We start from the raw sequence: 19751 nt of genomic DNA on the forward strand, positions 1-19751 counted from the left end.
ACGTAGTTAGCGTAATGTAGGGCCGGATAAGTTATTTATAGAGAGGGATGTGGATTAACCTTTTGCTTGGAATTCAGCTAGGTTGTCTTGAGTAACGAGTTCTGCAGGGATCCAAGTAATTTTCTCTTGCGGCTTTTTATTGATGGCATTCAGTGCTGCATCAAGTGCACCTTGTGCTTGACCGACACCGTCTTGGAAAACGGTGGCATCCAATGCACCATCTTTAATCGCCATGATGCCATCAGGGGTTGCATCAACACCGACAACAATGGTGTCGTCCAATTTGCCGGCTGCACGTAATGCCTGAATTGCACCCAGTGCCATGTCATCATTGTTCGAAAGGATAATGTCGATTTGTTCACCAGAATTGATCCAGTTTTCCATCACGATCATACCTTGTGAACGCTGCCATAGGCCGGTTTGTTTGCGGGTGATGGTGAATTCAGGCTTATCCTTGAAGAATTCTTCAACACCTTGGGTACGTAGAATTGCCGCTTCAACTGTCATCATGCCCATGATGATACCGATATTCCCGCCATCAAGTTTAGAGGCAGCGTATTTAGCCTGCTCTTCACCGAAGCGAAGTTCGTCGGAACCCACATAAGAGACGCCTTCTGGGAGGTAAGAAGGACGGCGGTTTAGGAATACCAATTCGATGCCAGCTTTTTGAATGCTGTCAGTCATTGGTTGGGTTGCATCAGTGTTAACCGGAACAAGAATGATGCCGTCTACTTGCTGAACAATAAAGTTTTGGATTTGACCCAACTGTTTCACTGTATCTTCTTTTGCGTCAACGAAGATAAGTTCGACATCACCCATCTCTTTAGCGTAACTCTCCATAGAGTCTTTCATATTGACCAAAAAGGTGTCGTCAAAGTTTGGGATAGCGACGCCAATTTTTGTTTTTGCCTCGCCTTCTTCACCGCCGCAAGCAGCCAGTGTGATGACAGCGCCAATAATGGCCACTTTACGCAGGATTCCCTTAGAAAGGGCCTTTGTCGTCGAGATAGAGTGTGTAAGTAGAGAAGTAATTCCATGTATCAGTGACGGCATTGTTGCCTCCTTTTTTTTGTGCACCTAACCGTTTTCTTGGGTGAAATGTACATTTCAAAAATACGGTAAAAAGGTGCTATTCACTTTCTAGAACGAAATATCACTCCAGAAAGTGTATTCACGTTGATTGAAATAAATTTATTATTTTTATGTAAACAACTATATGCTCGGGCTCAATTAATAACCACCCCTGATTGGGTGCAAATGACAAAATTGTTAACCAAGTCTCACTGGAATCAATACCTAATCGCTATCTCATGCGCTAATTTTATGATTTTTAAGGCTAATTATTGTTTGTATATTCTGTTTTTGCGTTAAGTTGTTGATAAGGCATGGAATGTTATGCTGGTGTAAGGGTGTTGCCGTTATGTTGCCATTGTTTGAAAAATATTTTTCATTAAGGGCGTTGCTGTGCAGCGCTTTTTGTGGGGATGGAAATTATACCTTGATCACAAAATATATTTTTCATTTCATTTTTCATTTTAAATGAAATGAATATTTCGTATGATAGGAGCATCGAAACAATGAGCGTTGAGATCGGTGTTCTCAACTTAGATGGTAAAATCAGTTCAACCATTATCAGAACGGTTTTTAACTACAGCAGTAGTTAGAGGAAGGAGCGAAAAGGATGAATACCAGCAATAAGAAATTGGATCTTATTTGTTTGGGGCGAGTTGCCGTGGATTTGTATGGTCAGCAGATCGGTGCTCGCCTTGAAGATATGGGCACTTTCTCTAAATATCTCGGTGGATCATCAGGCAATGTCGCCTATGGCACAGCAAGGCAGGGATTGAAATCATCCATGCTTGCTAGGGTGGGTGATGAACACATGGGACGATTCCTAAGGGAAGAGCTCCAGCGAGTGGGTGTGGATACCAGTCACTTAATTACCGACGAAGAACGTCTAACCGCCTTGGTTATTCTTGGTATAAAAGATGAAGATACTTTTCCTCTGATCTTCTACCGTGATAACTGCGCTGATATGGCAATCACTGCCGATGACATTGATGAAGAGTACATTGCCTCAGCTCGCTGCTTGGCGATTACTGGCACCCATCTATCGCACCCTAATACCCGCGAAGCTGTATTAACAGCATTGCGTTATGCAAGAAAACACGGTGTCAAGACAGCGATTGATATCGATTATCGACCGGTGCTATGGGGTCTAACAACCTTAGGTGATGGTGAAACGCGATTTGTTGAATCCGGTAAGGTGACAGAGCAACTCCAGGAAGTACTGGGCTTGTTTGATCTGATTGTTGGTACTGAAGAAGAATTCCATATTGCAGGTGGCTCTACCAATACGGTTGACGCATTGAAGGCAGTTCGCGAAGTTAGCCAAGCCGAATTGGTTTGCAAGCGTGGTCCTTTAGGCTGCTCTGTATTCACTAATGCCATTCCTAATGATTTGGATGAAGGGATCACCGTTGAAGGGGTGCGCGTTGATGTGCTCAACGTTCTCGGCGCAGGTGATGCCTTTATGTCTGGCCTATTGCGCGGATACCTCAACGAGGAAGGTTGGGAAAAAGCGTGTGCTTATGCCAATGCTTGTGGTGCCTTGGTGGTGTCACGCCATGGTTGTGCGCCAGCAATGCCTTCTAAAGAAGAGCTTGATGATTACCTGACTCGTGCTAATGATGTGCCTCGGCCGGATCTTGACGAGCGTTTGAATCACCTTCACCGCGTAACCACTCGTGATAAAGAGTGGGAAGAGTTGTGTGTGTTGGCGTTTGATCACCGTATCCAGTTTGTTGATATGGCACGCGAAGCTAATGCTGATATTAGCCGAGTTAAGCCACTGAAAAAGCTTATTCTACGAGCAAGTCGTGAAGTCGCAGAAGAAGCCGGGTTATCAGGCAAAGCCGGATTACTGTGTGATAGCACATTCGGCCAAGATGTCTTGAATGACATTACCGGTGAAGGCTGGTGGATTGGTCGTCCGGTAGAGTTGCCAGCTTCCCGCCCGCTTGAACTAGAGCACGGCAATATCGGCTCCCAGCTAATCGATTGGCCGTTAGAGCATGTTGTGAAATGTTTGGTGTTTTTCCACCCTGATGATCATCATGCGCTCCGCCTTGATCAAGAAAAGCAAGTGCGTGAGGTCTATGAAGCATGTTGTAAAACAGGCCATGAGTTACTGTTGGAAATCATTTTACCTGCCGATTTGGAACGTACGGATGCGCTATACCTACGCGCCATGCAGCGTTTCTATAACCTAGGCGTTAAACCTGACTGGTGGAAACTACCGCCGATGGCTGCTGAATCTTGGTGTGAAGTCAATGACCTGATTCAAACCCGTGATGCGCACTGCCGTGGTGTTGTCTTACTTGGTTTAGATGCACCAGAAGATGAATTAAAAGCCGGATTTAATGCAGCGGCAAGTACCGATGTAGTGAAAGGTTTTGCGGTTGGTAGAACAATTTTCGGACAGCCATCCCGCCAATGGCTTGCTAACGAGATTGATGATGCAGGTTTGATTGCCCAAATCAAGCAGAACTATCACAACTTAATTACATTGTGGCGTCAGCGTGGCTAAAGGAGTGAACCATGAGTGTTAATACAGTACGCCTGACAATGGCTCAGGCATTGGTGAAATACTTGCAGGCACAAAAAGTGGACGTTGATGGTGAAATCCAATCCATGTTTGCCGGTGTGTTTGCCATCTTTGGCCACGGCAATGTTGCCGGGCTAGGTGAAGCGCTTTACCACGTCAATGAGACACTGCCGACCTACCGTGCCCATAACGAGCAGGCAATGGCACACAGTGCGATTGCGTTTGCCAAGGCCAACAACCGTCAACGTATGATGGCTGCTACCACATCGGTAGGGCCGGGGGCATTGAATATGGTGACGGCGGCAGCGCTGGCCCATGTTAACCGCTTGCCTGTTCTGCTCTTGCCGGGTGATACATTTGCTACTCGCGAACCGGATCCAGTGCTACAGCAAGTTGAAGACTGGAGCGATGCCACAATTACGCCGAACGATTGTTTCAAGCCAGTAAGCCGTTTCTTTGACCGAATTACTCGTCCAGAACAGTTATTGAATAGCTTGCCACAAGCAATGCGTGTACTGACAGACCCTGTTGAGTGCGGCCCAGCAACCATCGCTATTCCGCAAGATGTCCAAACCATGGCCTTTGATTACCCGCTGCATTTCTTCAACGAGAAAATCCACCGTGTGCGCCGTCCAGGTGCGGACGAGCAGGAGTTGGCTGAAGTCATTGCGTTGATTAAGCAAGCTAAACAGCCATTGGTTATTGCCGGTGGCGGGATCCATTACTCTGGGGCTGTGGAACAATTCCGTGAGTTTGTTGAAACCTACCAATTGCCTGTGGGTGAAACCCAAGCAGGTAAGGGCGCCTTACCGTGGGATCACGAATCCAACCTTGGTTCCATCGGTGTAACCGGCTCGGCAGCAGTAAATAAGATGGCTGCGGAAGCTGACGTGATCATTGCGGTAGGAAGTCGATTGCAAGATTTTACCTCAAGCTCAAGGGCCTTATTCAAGGCAGATGCCAAGATAGTGTCGCTGAACGTCAACGGCTTTGATGCGACTAAGCATTACGGAATGCCGTTGGTGGCTGACGCTAAGGTGACACTGCCTGTATTAACGCAAGCATTAGCTGACTGGCAGGTGACTGCTGGTTGGAAAGATAAGGCAGAGACACTTCGTCAGGAGTGGAATGAAACCGTCTCTATTGCCATGACTGATCGCGAAACGGATTTACCGACCGATGCAGAAGTGATCGGTGCGGTTAACCGGGCTGCTGGCGAAAAAGACATTGTTGTCTGTGCGGCTGGCGGCCTGCCTGGCGAGCTGCATAAGTTATGGCGAACACGTTATGACAAAGGTTACCACTTGGAATATGGCTTCTCTTGTATGGGCTATGAGATCGCAGGTGGTCTTGGGGTGAAAATGGCGAAGCCCGATTCCGAAGTCTTTGTCATGATCGGTGATGGTTCATACCTGATGCTGAATTCTGAAATATCCACCTCGGTCATGCTAGGGCACAAGTTAGTGCTGGTGGTCTTGGACAACCGTGGTTATGGCTGTATCAACCGTCTTCAGCATGCCTGTGGAGGCGCTGGTTTCAATAACTTGCTCAAAGACTGTAACACTGTTGAAGAAGGCGCACCAAAAACTGACTTTGCTGGCCATGCTCGTTCGCTTGGGGCTCAGGCAGAAAAAGTCGCCAATATTGCAGAGCTTGAACAAGCCTTGGTGCGAGCTAAGCAAGCAGCATCTACCTATGTCATCACCTTAGATACCGACCCACTCAGTACGACTGAATCGGGTGGATCATGGTGGGAAGTTGCGGTGCCGGAAGTGTCTGAACGTGAACAAGTTCGTGCAGCCAGAACACGGTATGAAATCGCCAAACAACAGCAAGTTATTTAAGGAGAATCAAAATGACTGTTCAACTAGGTATCAACCCACTGACTTGGACCAACGATGACTTGCCATCACTGGGGGCAGAAACACCGCTTGAGACGTGTTTGACGGAAGGGCGGCAGGCCGGTTTTGCAGGCTTTGAGCTCGGAAATAAGTTTCCGCGCGAAGCCAGTGTGCTGGGGCCGATCCTTGTCAACCATGACCTCAAGCTGGTCTCTGGCTGGTACTCCGGCGAATTGCTTACCCGTTCAGTAGAGGAAGAGATTGAAGCGGTTCAGCCTCACTTAACGCTACTGCGCGAGTTGGGTGCCAAGGTAATGGTATTTGCAGAAGTAACTGATTGTATTCATGGCCAGCAAGACACGCCGGTACGCTTACGCCCTAAATTTCCCGCTGACAAATGGCAAGAGTATGGCAAGAAACTTAGCGAGTTTGCCAAGTACACCAAGAGTCAGGGTGTCGAAGTTGCTTACCACCACCACATGGGGACGGTTATCGAAACTGCTGAAGATATCGATAACTTGATGGAGTACACCACAGATGAGGTGGGCTTACTGCTCGATACTGGCCATCTGACTTTCGCAGGCGCCGATCCTGTATTGGTAGCAACGCGCTGGGCTCACCGCATTAACCATGTTCACACCAAAGATGTCCGTGCTGATGTACTGGCCGACGTGAAGAATCGAAATACCAGTTTCCTAGATGCGGTTTTAGATGGTGTTTTCACAGTGCCGGGTGATGGCTGTGTGAATTACCCAGCAGTGTTCGAGCAACTGAAGAAAGCGAATTATCAAGGTTGGTGTGTAGTTGAAGCGGAGCAGGACCCAGCCATTGCTCATCCAATGACGTACGCGACATTAGGTTTTAATAATTTACAAAAATTTGCTCGCAAGGCCGGGCTATTGAATGGCGAAGGCCAAGAGTAATTACAGGAGCAAAAAAATGGAAACAGTTCAGAACTTTATTCAGGGCCAAATTAGCGAAAGTCACAGCCAGCGCTTTGCTCCGGTATTTAATCCGGCAACAGGTGAACAAACCCGCCAGGTAGTACTCAGCTCGGCGGCTGAAACCGCTGAAGCCATCGCTGCTGCTGACAAAGCATTCCCAGCTTGGGCGAAAACCTCACCGCTAAAACGTGCCCGTGTCATGTTCAATTTCAAAGCGCTACTAGAGCAGAACATGGACAAGCTTGCCCGTATAATTTCTAACGAGCACGGTAAAGTCTATTCAGACGCTGTAGGTGAGGTAACCCGTGGCCTTGAAGTGGTTGAGTTTGCCTGTGGTATTCCGCATTTGCAAAAAGGTGAGCACTCAGCAAACGTGGGAACGGGTGTCGATAGCCATTCGTTAATGCAGCCATTAGGCGTGTGTGCAGGTATTACCCCATTTAATTTCCCGGCAATGGTACCGATGTGGATGTTCCCGATTGCATTGGCTACGGGTAATACATTCGTACTGAAACCATCAGAAAAAGATCCTTCACTCGGGTTGGTTATTGCTGAGCTGCTAAAAGAAGCAGGCTTGCCAGATGGCGTGTTCAACGTTGTTAATGGTGACAAAGAGTCGGTTGATGTATTGCTGACTGACCCACGCGTTCAAGCAGTGAGCTTTGTTGGCTCGACTCCTATTGCTGAATATATATACTCAACGGCGTCTGCACACGGTAAGCGCTGCCAAGCACTTGGAGGTGCGAAGAACCATTGTATCCTGATGCCAGATGCGGATTTAGATATGGCGACAAGCGCTATCATGGGGGCAGCCTATGGTGCAGCAGGTGAACGTTGTATGGCTTTGTCGGTCGTGGTTGCTGTGGGCGATGAAACGGCTGAGCAACTTATCGATAAACTGAAGTCACAAATTGATGTGATGAAGGTTGGCCCTGGTGTGGTTGAAGGCCCTGAAAATGACATGGGACCGGTTATTTCAGCTCAGCACAAACAGAAGATCTGTGACTACATCACTTCAGGTGTAGAGCAAGGGGCTTCACTAGCTGTTGATGGCCGTGATATTCGCATTGAAGGCCATGAAAATGGTTTCTTCGTCGGTCCAACATTGTTTGACAATGTGTCACCAGAAATGACGATCTATCAAGAAGAGATCTTCGGCCCTGTGTTGGCGATAGTACGCGTACCTGATTACCAGACCGGCCTGGAACTAATTAACCGTCATGAATATGGTAATGGCACCGCTATCTTTACCCGTGATGGTGAAACAGCTCGTCAGTTCAGTGAAGATGTACTGGCAGGAATGGTAGGGGTAAACGTGCCAATTCCAGTTCCTATGGCATTCCATAGCTTCGGTGGCTGGAAACGTTCAGTCTTCGGCCCGCTGAACGTCCACGGTAACGATGGTGTTCGCTTCTATACCCGTATGAAGACAGTCACGAGTCGTTGGCCTGCCAGCGTTCGACTAGAGCAGCATAGCAGCAGCTTTGTCATGCCGACGATGTAAAAAGGGTTTGATTTAAAGATGAAAATCCAGGCTTACCGAAAAGGAAGTCTGGTTTTTTTATGGATAAAATATGCAACGCCACAACGTTACTCGGGGCTCTTCATTCTAGGGCCCTAAAGTTAGCGAAGTGCTTCAATGACCATTGGCAGTAATTCTACCCAGCTATAGATAACAATAATAGCGATGACGATTGTCCATATAATCCGCTCAATCCAACTTTTCCGGCTGTAGTAGCGAAATGGATCTGGTTCGCCACAGTTTGGGCAAGTGTGGGCACGTTTTGAAATTGACTTTTCGCAAAGTGGGCAGGCTAACAGCGGCATTCTAATTTACTCCATCCGTTTCTATCACTTTATAAACATAGTGTAAAAGCAGTAGCTTAGAAACAATCTATAGAGATTAGATTGATTAAAGGGTGAGCTTTATCATGTTTCGCTCATTGCTTTCATCTTATTGATCGCAATAGCAAGCTGAAGTATCCATTTGTTCCTGTAAGCCTTCTTTTATAAGCCCGCAAAGCCAATTTACCAGGTTACTATGACGATCTTTTATATGATAGTAGCTATTTATGCTAAATTGATAGTCTTCAGCAGCTACCAGTGACGCGACAGACTTCATTTTAAGGTGTGGAAAGTGCTGTATTGGAAACAAGGTATTGTGAGAGATATACATATCGGTTTTACTGATAATATCGATTAATGCGAGCAGTACTTCTGAGCGAATACCGACTTTTGCATTGACACCATATTGCTTTAGCCTTTCAACAGCGTAAACAAACTCGTCATTCCAGCCAGGGATAATTAACGAGGCCAGCTCGAACTTACCAAAATCTGAGAGTTCAAGTTCCTTGGACGCTAGAGGGTGATCTTTTCTGAAAATGACAGTAGGGCTGAAATCAACCAGCTTTTTGCTGTATATCTGCTTCGAGTGCGGTATTTCGCTGTAGTTGATAGCAAGCATGACTTTGTTTTGTTCTAAGTCATGCGGTGTTTGGTGGGTCCAGGTCACTATTTCAAGTTGTATGTTTGGGGCTTGTTCTTTAATCTTCCGATGCAAGCTTCCCGTTACACAGGTCAATATCGGTGCAGCAATAGCGATACGAACCGTTTGATTGATGTGCTTGGGGTCAAACTCAGTCAGGCTGTTTAATTCTCTGGTTAATCCTTCTATGTATGAAATGGCGACCTCCGCAATTTGATGAGCTAAGGGAGTGGGTTCTAAGCCCTTTGGGACCTTAACAAAAAGTTGATCATCAAAGTGTTCACGAAGTTTCTTTAACGAATGACTGACAGCTGGCTGACTAACATGAAGTCGAGTTGCAGCTTTACGCATATTTTTTTCTTGGTATAGCACCACAAATAGCTTAAGCATATTTAAATCTAAGCTGTTGGCATCACGGTGTGTCATCGAATAGTCCATATCAAATTTTCCTTAAGTATATCAGTAGACTGAGAAACAGGAAGTGAAGGAGGAAGATGTTTGATTGGAGAAGGGGGAAATGTGGCGTAGTCAACTCAAGGGGTCAGGGGGAGCACGCTCCCCCTTTTGAATCCTGCACCTTGAGGTAACTTGGGTATATTGGGTTAGTAACCGAATACTGGGCTAAGTACATCGTAGATGATAGCTGGGTAGGCTTCATCCATCATCAATGGCCTCTGGTGGACAAATCCGGTGTCGTTATCGGTAAAGTTAACGATGAAAAACAGCCTTTCAACCGTACGGTAAGAGTCCATTACAAAGTCTGAGTTACCATCGTCAAGTGGTGAACCGTCAGAGTAAACATGGTGATTATCCGAAATGATGGCTAGCGGATGTATAATCCTGTCAGAATCCCCCCCGTCAGCACACTCGCTTTCTTTACAGAAGTTGAGTGCATACAATGCCTCGCCATGCTCAATGTGCAGCTGTTTACCTTCTAGCCCTGTTGAAAGATGATTGGCTTGCGGCCAAATTTTACCAGCAGCGATGTTGGCATCATTGACTACCCACGTGAAATTGTGTTCAAAATTGGTGCTGCTATCACCTGGATCATTGTCACCGGTGTTTTTCGCGGCATAGTAGGTGATTGTCAGTGTGTCATTTTGCCAATTACAGCCAGAAAATACTTCGTATTGCAGGTGATCACCTTCAAAGCTACACGCTTTGTGAAGAGCAGCAACCGTCATGCCGAAGCGATCAGACACTTCTTGATACCAGTTATCCGGCATTGGGCGATCAGGCGACATATCACCATCAGGTAGGTGAGCAGGTGGCAGTTGAGGTTGCGGCTTTTCTGGGACTTCAATTTCAGGCAGGTGATTTGCTGGTGGCATTGTTTTGTCATCAGTAGAGTTACTTGATGAGTTACAACCAGCTAGCAATGCGACGGCGAGGATTGCAGAGAGTTTTTTCATTTCATTTCACCATAATGATGACCTACCACTTAAGCAGGCATTGGTTTTTATATATACCCAAGCTATTGAAGTTACTTGGATACGAACTATGGTGTATTTATACAATGTTTTATTGGGTTCGGGATAATTACTCTCGTTGATATCTATGATTAGCACTGCTGATTAGAGTATAAAAGAATATTGTTTTATTGGAGTCTTGGATAAATAAAACAATATTCTTTTAATGGTTATGCCTAGGTGTAAAACTTGTTTTAAATCTACAGCTTATCCTTTCATTAATTTTTCTACTTTTTGCTGAATGATCGAAACGACCTGCTCTGTAAGCCATTTTTGTTTTGGGTGATCACTGTCACGGCGACGGCTGATCATTTCAATATCAAAGTCAGGAATAGGGATAGGAGCCTCACAAATCGTAACCTTGTCACTTTCTGGGGCCGAACGACCAACCAACTCTGCCATGACACAGAGAAGGCGTCGGCCCATTAGCATATGCCTCAAGGTGAGAAAGCGGGTTGACCCCAGTACGACTTTTCTCTTCTTATTCATGTCTGCGAGTGTGATATCTACCGGCGTGGTTAACTCTCGGTCAGCTGTGATCACCATTTGGGGTGTCGACAGGTAGTCATTAAGAGTGATTGGGACTTTAACTTGTAACACTGCGTTATCAAACAGACAGACATGCCGCTCACGATAGAGGAATGTACGTAATAGTGTGTCCGGAAGGATTTTGAATACTCCAATGGCCAAGTCAATGTCACCGGATTCAAGCGCCGATTCACAGTTAGAGGGATCGATGGCTTTGAATAAAATCTGGCAGTTTGGACAATCGATAAGCAGTTGGTCAAAAAGGGCAGGGCCAAATACCTGTTCTGCGTAGTCAGAAAGGCCAATAATAAATTTGTCGTGGTATTCTTCGGGCTCAAAAATAGTAGGGAGAAGGATGTCTTCGCGGATAATCGACAATACGCTTGAGATTTTGGGTGATAGCTCGATGGCCCTTTGTGTTGGCACCATTGCGTTGCCTTGACGTTCGAAAAGCGGATCGCCTAATAAGCTGCGCAGACGTTTTAAGTTGTAACTGGTAGCTGGTTGCCCTAGATGGAGGCGTTCAGAAGCTCCTGACACACTTCGGCAAACCATGATTGCTTCAAAGGTTAGTAGCAGGTTGAGATCGACACCTTTCCAATTAATACCACTCATAACTTAAATCAGCCCATTCGATTTCGTTGATATCCTTAATGGCGATAAGATATCAGTATTGATTACAGGTTTCGACGAATCGTTGAGATTTAACAACAATTATGCAATATGCCCCTAAGGGTGAGATGAGCCATGAACAGTAGCCACCGAAAATTATTAGCGACATTAGCGTCACTGCCTGTAACGGAATTCAAAACCCATAGCCAAAAGGTTAACCCCGGTGATGTGTTTGTTTGTCGCCAAGGGTTGACTTGGGACAGCCACTTATCAGCAGAGGATGCGATTGAGCGTGGTGCTTGCGGCGTCATTGCTAATCGACCATTGGAGTTGTCGGTACCTTGCATGGTGACGCCAAGCCACAGCACCTCAGTAAGTCTCATCAACCAGTATCATTCATACCCACAAGATAAAATTAAGCACATTGGGGTGACGGGCACTAATGGCAAAACGACGGTCGCATATTGCCTTAATCAATTGTTGAACCTGATAGGCCAGTCAGCCTATACCGGTACGCTCGGTAGTTCATTCGATAAGGTCTATTACCCGCTGGATAACACGACGCCCGATGCGATTACACTGCTGAATCTATTTCATGCCATGGAAAAATCGGGAGTTTCTCATCATGTCATGGAAGTTAGCAGCCATGCACTGTCACAAGACAGGGTGACCCATATTGATTTTGATACAGTGATAATTACCAATATTGGCACGGATCACCTTGATTATCATAAGCACCGTGAAGACTATATTCAGGCAAAACTGCGCTTGATAGACCGACTCAAGCCCGGCGGTGTCGCGATTGTGAACCTAGATGACGAACAGGCACTTTCGGTGATGGAACGCTGCCGAAGCCGTTGTGACGTCATTTCTTTCAGCTGTGCAGACGATCAAGCCGACCTTTATGCCTCGCAGATACATTCAACCTGCAGTGGCAGCGAATTTACCTTGCTATACCAAGGTGAAAAGCATCGATTGTTATCAAACCTGCCGTTCCGATTTAACATCGAAAATAGCCTAGCAGTGATTGCCTCATTGTTGGCGCTAGGGATGGATATTAACGACGTGTTGGCGTTGTTTAATGCCATGCAACCTGCACCGGGAAGAAGCGAAGTTTATCCTCTTAGCAATGGTGCAACCGTTATCCTCGACTATGCCCATAATTACGATAGCCTGACTAATTTGTACCGTAATGTCAGTGAACATAACACTGGCAGAGTCGTGACAGTTATCGGTGTAACTGGTGAGCGACTGGCAGATGCGCCAGAGATTGGACAGCTTTGCTTCAACCAATCAGACCGATTAGTGCTGACAACCGATAATCCGTTGGGAGTGAGTCAAGATGCATTGTTTAGTGCCTTAATCAGTCACTTACCTTCAGAGTCTAGTGCCGCGGTCACTTGTGTTGAAGATAGGCTGACAGCGATAAAAGTGGCAATAGAAGAGCTGCAATCCGGTGATGTATTGTTACTTTGTGGTAAAGGGCATGAGAAATATCAGTATATCAGCCTCAACAAAAATGAAGCTGAACCTTATTTAGGGGACTTGGAGGCGTTAAATGTAGCCGCTGAAAATATGGGGTTACTAATAGTATCGAGCCAGCTAGAAACCGAAGAGCCTGCTGATTTAATGGTGAAATAAAAGCCAACCTGCAAACAGGGCGAGAGTAAATATGACGGCTATACCTCAAACGGAAACATTGCCTATGCGCAAAAACTCAACTTATCTTAAGTTGTTGTCGGCTCAGGTTGTTTCCCTTATCGGTACAGGGATCAGTACGTTAACTTTAGCACTGCTCGCTTGGGATATCGCAGGGGATGATGCCAGTGCCGTGCTCGGTATTGCGTTTGCCCTTAAAATGGTTGCGTATGTTGGGCTGGCTCCAGCATTTGGGGCTATCGCACATAAACTGCCAAGAAAAAAGGCAATGATAACGCTGGACTTGGTACGCGCTGTTTTTATTTTGTTCCTGCCGTTTGTGACCGAAACTTGGCAAATCTATGTACTAGTTTTTTGTATCAATGCATGCTCGGCGGGTTTTACACCATTGTACCAAGCAACGTTACCAGCTGTATTGCCGGATGAAAATCAGTATGTAAGAGCGTTATCGTTTAGCCGCTTAGCGTACGATCTAGAACAAATTGTCAGCCCACTACTGACCGCTGCGTTGCTGGTAGTATTAGGTTTTAGGCAGCTGTTCATTCTGAATGCATTTACATTTTTGCTGTCGGCCATTTTACTCATGGTTTGTGTGTTCCCAATAATCAAAGTTGTTCCTCGGGAACGTGGTCCTCTTGATCAACTGAAGTACGGTTTGCAAGCCTATTTATCAACGCCAAGGTTAAGGGCGCTGTGGCTAGGCTATCTTGGAGCGTCGGCTGCCAGTGCGATGGTGATTGTAAATACCGTGGTTTACGTAAACCAAATTTTAGCGGGTGGCGATCAAGATACTGCATTAGCAATCGCGGTAGTCGGGGGAGGCTCAATGCTTGTCGCGTTGAAATTACCGAAATGGTTAGAAGGGAGAAAACTACGAGGGTTTATGTTGCTCGGTAGCGCCATGATCGTTTGTGCGTTTTTGATTGCAGCGCAATTACCGGGCTGGTATGGGTTCATTTGGGTGTGTTTGCTGTTTGGCGCTGGTATGTCGTTTATCCAAACCCCCGCAGGTGTATTGATCACTCGTTCTTGCCAAGAAGAAGATGCGACTGCCTTTTTTGCCGCTCATTTTTCATTGACTCACTTGTGGTGGCTGTTTACATACTTACTTGCAGGGTGGAGCGCGGTGATGCTGGGTTTGTCTGCTGCTTATTGGATAATGGGGGCCCTTTGTCTTTGTAGTCTCTTCGCTGTATACCTATGGTTTCCGAGAGAAGAGTAATTTTCTCTTTAATGGAAAAAGTAGGCCGCTTGAATATGACATTGAATATGTAGTTCCAAGTGGCCTACTGGTATTGATAACTATTAGATATTGCTTAATAAATTAGTTGAAGGCTGTATAAATTACTAAGAATAATTTACTAAAAATTAATTATTTTGCCTGCTCATGGCGAATATACATGATTGCAATCATGCTAAAGCCCATGAATTGCCACAAATATTGGCCGTCACTTGCGCCAGAAAGTGTTTGGGTGAACGCCATACAACCTGCAACAAACAGTGATGAGACTGCAGAGTAGAATAGCCATGGGCGCTCTTTGTTTGCCATGAACTCGCCATTTAATACTGAGCGAATAATTAAGATAAATGGTACGCATTGTAACAGGATCAAAACGGGGAACATAAAATCAAACGTTGGACTTAAAAATACATGACCTACTTGGCTTTTATCCCATGTACCCACAATATAGCCTTTCCAACCTGCCCATGTATCGCCTGAATAGGCTGTTTCTGGTGTAATTGCACCTAATAGTACACCCATTACTTTATCGATAAAGCCATTTTTGAACCAAAATACAAACAAGAAAATTTGTAGTGGGATTATTTGATAGGCCATTTTTTTTAACATGATGTTACCTCAAGAATGCAAAGTGCTTTGGATGGACAGATTATGGGAAGAATGCATTGTTCAAGTGTTGATGCAAGGCAAATTCACCGATGAACAAACAAAAATCAAAGTTATCGCAGTGTTTCTTGAGGGGAGGTGGGGTATGTGAAAACAAGCCAAGCCCTTATGTCGCAAGGGCTTCAGTGATGAACTGGACTTAGGTGTCGCTTCGGTCAGACTAGTTAGGTATTTGGGCAGGATCTTGGGTTTGGAAAAGGTTTGTTTTTTGCAAAGGTTCCATAAGATCAAAGAGTTGACCGTTTACTTCTTTTTTCATGTCACTGTAGCATTGATAATGGTAAGCCGCGCCACGAGGATTTTGTGATTGCGCATCTACAACGCTCAGTAAGTAAAAACTGATTGGGCTTGGCGTACTTTCTGCTGCGTAGAAAAGATAAGGGAAAGCTTGGTCATTACGTCCATTTAGTAGTAATGCCAAACCTAAAGTTAAATTAGCAATATCGCATCGGGGATTCATTTCAAAAGCTTCGTTAGCGAGTTGGAGTGCAATTTCTTTGTCAGCTTGGCTTCCGTTCTGTAAAAATCGTAATGATGCTTTATAGGACAGCAGTGAATTGACTAAGTAATTCTCACGGCCTTGCTCTTTTATTATTTCAAGCTGTTTGGCGACAGAGTCGAGAGCGATATTACCTTTTCCTTGATAGAAAAGGGATATACCCGCAGAGATAATTTTCCAATCATTGTAATCTGAAATTGAGGTAATACGGTGATTAGCTATCTCGTAGCCAGGATCATTGGGTGATATTAGGGTTTTTAATTCTAGAACAACGTCACCAATTTCATTAAAGAAGTTAGTTTCATTAAACTGCTTTTCAATCTTATGGTTTAGCTCGGGTTGCTGCGGGTGTTGCACAATGACAGTTAATATATAGCTGTTACCGTTATGCTTAATCCAGCTCTTTAGTTCAACCCCTTTTTTGTTAAGGGCAGTTTTCGCTTCAGGCGTTAATTGTGAAAAGTGATAGCCTGAAATGGTTTTCGCGGAATTTAATCCATAGAAAAGATAGTTATAAACACTCTGTGACATTTCATAATCCTGCTCTGTATCTAGCTGTACTGAATGCAGGAAGACCGGTGTGATCTGTTTTTCTTGTGTAATGTCTGAAGCCTCTACAAAAGGTCGAGTTTGCTGCCAGACATAGCTACCGCCCAGCCCAACACCACTTAAAACCAATATTCCAGAGAGGATAAGCGCAAGCCGTTTCTTTTTACTGCTTACGTAAATGCCAGCTTTTGCAGTCTTCACCTTTTCGATCTGGGCATCCACGGTCTGGGTCTCTTCGGTTTTGGCTTGTCCTGTATTAATGCCTGCAGTAGTTACCTCTGCATGACTTGTTTCTACAGCATCTACCTTAGTCTGATTTACCTCGGAGACTGGCAGATCAAACAGGTAGCCCTGTTTAGGGATGGTTTTGATTATCGAATATGGCCGGGATTTATCTTTCAGTTGGCTACGTAGCAAGCTGATCACTTGGCGAACTAAATTGTCAGAGACATGACTGCGTTGCCATACGCTGTCGGCGATCTGGCGAGCATTAACGACTGTGCCGTTCTGCTCTATGAAATAGCTCAGAAGTTTTGACTGCAGTGGCTCGAGATGTATCTCTTCATTCTCAATAGTGATCTGGTTATGGCTTGGGGTGAAAAGGATCTGAGGTTCGTGGTGAATAAGAAAACAGAGCTTGGCAGTCATGGGCTTACAACAATGAATAATATTAACCCTGCTAGACTAGAGGGTTTGAAAGGTGGAAGCAAGTATCTGCCTTTGATGAACCTTTCTTGACGGTGTTATCTAGACAAGTTGTCCGGTTGATGGCTAATTTCTAATGTTGTTTATTGATTATTATGAACTTTCCACACAACAACAAGCTAGTTGTTGCTCTCACCCGTCATATTGCTGACATTTCCAATCAATAAAACATTCATATTTTACCCGCACTCTGTACCTCGAATCGGACATGAGATGACGGACATGGATACCATCATAAGCATCAGCAATATCAATAAGACTTTCGGTAACAAGCAGGCACTGAAAGGGATTAACCTAGCCATTAAAGAGCGCTCGATGACGGCACTGTTGGGCCCATCAGGCTCAGGTAAGTCAACGTTAATGCGCCACCTTAGTGGTTTGGTTGTATCAGACAAAGACGCAGATTCGGAAATAAAAGTGCTTGGACAAACCGTTCAAGCACAGGGTAAAGCCAGTAAGCAGATCCGCCAGCGCCGCGCACAGGCTGGTTATATTTTTCAACAGTTCAATTTAGTAAACCGCTTGAGTGTACTGACCAATGTACTTATTGGCGCGCTGAGTGAAACGTCAAAGTGGCGGACTCTAACTGGCACATTCACCGCAGAGCAAAAACTTCGAGCGTTACAGGCACTTCAGCGTGTCGGTATGGAGCAGTTTGCCCATCAACGTGTCTCCACGCTATCTGGTGGTCAGCAGCAACGTGTGGCAATTGCCCGTGCCCTGATGCAACAGGCCAAAATTATCTTTGCCGATGAGCCTATTGCCTCACTGGACCCGGAATCATCACGTATCGTGATGGAGCTTCTTGAGGATATTAATCAAAAAGAAGGCATTCCGGTCATTGTAACCCTACATCAGGTTGATCATGCCTTGAAATACTGTGAGCAGATCATAGCACTGCGCGAAGGGGCAGTTTTCTATCAGGGAGCGGCGACCGGGCTGAGCGAGCAGAAACTCAAAGCGCTCTATACCGCTGAAAAGCCACAGACAGAACTCCAGCCTGTTGGTGCTGAACTAGCGCCTTCATTCTAACTGCACAGGGAAAGATCATGTTTACTTCTATCAAGAAATTTGGTTGCTCAATCGCATTAGCGGCTGGTTTGCTTTCACCGCTCACTAGCGTTGCTGAAACCATGAAAGAAATTAACTTTGGCATTATCGCGACGGATGCACAGCAAAACCTTAAACAGCGCTGGGAGCCGATGCTGGAAGACTTGAGTGAAGAGTTAGGCATTAAGGTTAATGCTTACTTTGCACCAGATTACGCAGGCATTATTCAGGGGATGCGCTTTAAGAAAGTCGACTTTGCTTACTTTGGCAATAAATCCGCGATGGAAGCAGTGGACCGTGCCAATGCAGAGATATTTGCCCGCTACATCGATGAAGACGGTACCCAAGGCTATTACAGCGTACTGCTGGTCAACAGTGACAATGATGACATCAACACTCTGCAAGATGTGATTGATAACCGTAAAGAGCTGATGTTGGGCAACGGTGAGCCAAATTCCACCTCGGGGTTCTTGGTACCGAATTACTACGCCTTCGCCCAAAACCATATTTCAGCCAATGACTTCAAGCGCACCATTGTTGCCAGCCACGGCGCGAATGCAATGGCTGTTGCGAATAAGCAGGTAGATGTGGCAACAAACCACACCATGAACCTGACGCGCCTTGAGAAAAGCAATCCCGCCCTTTTTAGCAAGTTAAAAGTGGTCTGGCAGTCAGATCTGATCCCGTCTGACGTCATTACTTGGCGTAAAGACATTCCAGCAGATATTAAATCTAAGGCCCGTAACTTTTTCCTCGCTTATGGGGAAGATAACCCACAGCAACTGGACAACCTCAAGTTATTGGCATGGTCGGGGTTTGCACCAGCAGATAATAATCAGTTGCTGCCAATTCGCCAGATGGAAGCTTATAAGGGGTTGGTCGAAACCCAAGATAACCCTCGCTTGAGCGATAAAGTGAAGAAAGAGCGTATTGCCCAATACCAAGCGGAACTGGACTCTTTGGCTTCTGAAATCGAAGCGCTGAATGTCAGTCAAACGAGTGACATGGATTCTGAGCAAGCTCAGGGCTAATAACGGATGAGGGCAGGGGAACGCCCCTGCTGTAAAAGGATTAAACAATGCACACCGATACTCAACATTTGATGCCGCCATCGAAGCTGTCGATTAAAAATGCAGTCATTGCGGTTATCTTTCTTAGCATCTTAATGTGGGCCTGGCGAGGTGCTGAAATGGCGCCGATGATGTTCCTTGAGCACCCGGAAAATATGGTGCAGTTGCTGAAGGATTTCTTCCCACCTGATTTTACTGATGTCGAACTGTATTTCAGTGAAATGCTGGTCACCATCCAGATTGGAATTTGGGGAACACTGCTCTCAATTGTCCTGGCAATCCCTTTCGGTATTTTGAGTGCTGAAAACCTGATGCCATCTTGGGTGACGTTCCCGATAAGACGCTTGATGGACGGACTTCGTGCTATCAACGAGATGGTTTTTGCCATGCTGTTTGTGGTGGTGGTTGGCTTGGGCCCCTTTGCCGGTGTGATGGCGCTGTTCATTCATACTACAGGTGTGTTGGCAAAGCTGTTTGCCGAAGCGGTGGAAGCGATTGAACCGGGGCCGATTGAAGGGGTTAAAGCGACGGGGGCGAACCCACTGGAAGTGATTCTGTATGGCGTAATACCGCAGGTAATGCCGTTATGGATTTCATATTCGCTTTACCGCCTTGAGTCGAATATCCGCTCTGCGACCGTCGTCGGCATGGTGGGTGCTGGTGGTATCGGGGTACTGTTGTGGCAATCAATCTCTGGGTTTCAGATGCAACAAACCGCAGCCATTATGCTGATTGTTATTCTCACTGTAAGCATTATTGATTTTGTATCTCAGGTAATTCGCAAGAAATTCATTTAATTGAAATATTGATTTAATCACGGAATAAAA

The 19751-nt window shown here is 45.7% G+C and carries 16 protein-coding genes; 9 read left to right on the forward strand and 7 right to left on the reverse strand.

The window, feature by feature from the left end; all coding sequences use genetic code 11:
• Positions 1–54: 54 nt before the first annotated feature.
• The gene (locus L4D79_RS02110) at positions 55–1053 is read right to left on the reverse strand and encodes a sugar ABC transporter substrate-binding protein (protein ID WP_428646711.1); all 999 of its coding nucleotides are present in this window, start codon (positions 1051–1053) and stop codon (positions 55–57) included.
• A 628-nt stretch (positions 1054–1681) separates the two neighbouring features.
• On the opposite strand from L4D79_RS02110, the gene L4D79_RS02115 reads away from it, so the two are divergent.
• Genes L4D79_RS02115 through L4D79_RS02130 form a run of 4 tightly spaced genes read left to right on the forward strand, consistent with a single transcriptional unit; the run spans position 1682 to position 7896 of the window.
• Positions 1682–3589, forward strand: a complete 1908-nt coding sequence (locus L4D79_RS02115; protein ID WP_428646714.1) for a bifunctional 5-dehydro-2-deoxygluconokinase/5-dehydro-2-deoxyphosphogluconate aldolase — start codon at positions 1682–1684, stop codon at positions 3587–3589.
• A gap of 11 nt (positions 3590–3600) precedes the next feature.
• Positions 3601–5451, forward strand: a complete 1851-nt coding sequence (gene iolD, locus L4D79_RS02120; protein WP_428646717.1) for a 3D-(3,5/4)-trihydroxycyclohexane-1,2-dione acylhydrolase (decyclizing) — start codon at positions 3601–3603, stop codon at positions 5449–5451.
• Between the two features lie 11 nt (positions 5452–5462).
• Entirely contained in the window at positions 5463–6371 is a 909-nt protein-coding gene (gene iolE, locus L4D79_RS02125; protein WP_428646719.1) for a myo-inosose-2 dehydratase, read from the forward strand.
• A gap of 16 nt (positions 6372–6387) precedes the next feature.
• Positions 6388–7896 (forward strand): CoA-acylating methylmalonate-semialdehyde dehydrogenase, encoded by a 1509-nt coding sequence (locus L4D79_RS02130; protein ID WP_428646722.1) that lies wholly within the window; start codon positions 6388–6390, stop codon positions 7894–7896.
• Between the two features lie 119 nt (positions 7897–8015).
• Here the strand turns inward: L4D79_RS02130 and L4D79_RS02135 are convergent, their stop codons facing one another.
• The 4 genes from L4D79_RS02135 to L4D79_RS02150 form a co-directional block, all read right to left on the reverse strand.
• The gene (locus L4D79_RS02135) at positions 8016–8219 is read right to left on the reverse strand and encodes a hypothetical protein (protein ID WP_428646724.1); all 204 of its coding nucleotides are present in this window, start codon (positions 8217–8219) and stop codon (positions 8016–8018) included.
• Positions 8220–8346: 127 nt separating this feature from the next.
• The gene (locus tag L4D79_RS02140; RefSeq protein ID WP_428646727.1) at positions 8347–9315 is read right to left on the reverse strand and encodes a LysR family transcriptional regulator; all 969 of its coding nucleotides are present in this window, start codon (positions 9313–9315) and stop codon (positions 8347–8349) included.
• 164 nt (positions 9316–9479) lie between these two features.
• A complete protein-coding gene (locus L4D79_RS02145) occupies positions 9480–10289 on the reverse strand; it encodes a hypothetical protein (RefSeq protein WP_428646730.1) in 810 nt (269 codons plus the stop codon).
• Between the two features lie 264 nt (positions 10290–10553).
• Positions 10554–11489: a LysR family transcriptional regulator gene (locus L4D79_RS02150; RefSeq protein ID WP_428646733.1), complete on the reverse strand. Its 936-nt coding sequence runs from the start codon at positions 11487–11489 to the stop codon at positions 10554–10556.
• Positions 11490–11621: 132 nt separating this feature from the next.
• Between L4D79_RS02150 and L4D79_RS02155 the strand changes: the two genes are divergently transcribed.
• Both L4D79_RS02155 and L4D79_RS02160 read left to right on the forward strand, forming a co-directional pair.
• Positions 11622–13127 carry a Mur ligase family protein gene (locus L4D79_RS02155; RefSeq protein WP_428646736.1) on the forward strand — a complete coding sequence of 502 codons (1506 nt, stop codon included), beginning with the start codon at positions 11622–11624 and terminating at the stop codon, positions 13125–13127.
• A gap of 64 nt (positions 13128–13191) precedes the next feature.
• The gene (locus L4D79_RS02160) at positions 13192–14367 is read left to right on the forward strand and encodes an MFS transporter (protein WP_428646738.1); all 1176 of its coding nucleotides are present in this window, start codon (positions 13192–13194) and stop codon (positions 14365–14367) included.
• A 150-nt stretch (positions 14368–14517) separates the two neighbouring features.
• On the opposite strand, the gene L4D79_RS02165 is transcribed toward L4D79_RS02160, so the two are convergent.
• Both L4D79_RS02165 and L4D79_RS02170 read right to left on the reverse strand, forming a co-directional pair.
• On the reverse strand, positions 14518–14994 hold the full coding sequence (locus L4D79_RS02165) for a hypothetical protein (protein ID WP_428646741.1): 477 nt from the start codon (positions 14992–14994) through the stop codon (positions 14518–14520).
• 217 nt (positions 14995–15211) lie between these two features.
• Positions 15212–16747, reverse strand: coding sequence for a winged helix-turn-helix domain-containing protein (locus tag L4D79_RS02170; protein WP_428646744.1), 1536 nt, complete (start codon positions 16745–16747; stop codon positions 15212–15214).
• Positions 16748–17026: 279 nt separating this feature from the next.
• On the opposite strand from L4D79_RS02170, the gene phnC reads away from it, so the two are divergent.
• From phnC to phnE, 3 genes are read left to right on the forward strand one after another with little or no spacing between them, the layout of a single operon-like run.
• Positions 17027–17836, forward strand: coding sequence for a phosphonate ABC transporter ATP-binding protein (phnC, locus tag L4D79_RS02175; RefSeq protein ID WP_428646747.1), 810 nt, complete (start codon positions 17027–17029; stop codon positions 17834–17836).
• Between the two features lie 17 nt (positions 17837–17853).
• Positions 17854–18885, forward strand: coding sequence for a phosphonate ABC transporter substrate-binding protein (gene phnD / locus L4D79_RS02180; protein ID WP_428646750.1), 1032 nt, complete (start codon positions 17854–17856; stop codon positions 18883–18885).
• Positions 18886–18932: 47 nt separating this feature from the next.
• On the forward strand, positions 18933–19721 hold the full coding sequence (gene phnE, locus L4D79_RS02185; RefSeq protein ID WP_428646752.1) for a phosphonate ABC transporter, permease protein PhnE: 789 nt from the start codon (positions 18933–18935) through the stop codon (positions 19719–19721).
• Positions 19722–19751 lie beyond the last annotated feature (30 nt).

Source organism: Photobacterium satsumensis, assembly GCF_050336935.1.
GTDB classification, from domain to species: domain Bacteria; phylum Pseudomonadota; class Gammaproteobacteria; order Enterobacterales; family Vibrionaceae; genus Photobacterium; species Photobacterium satsumensis.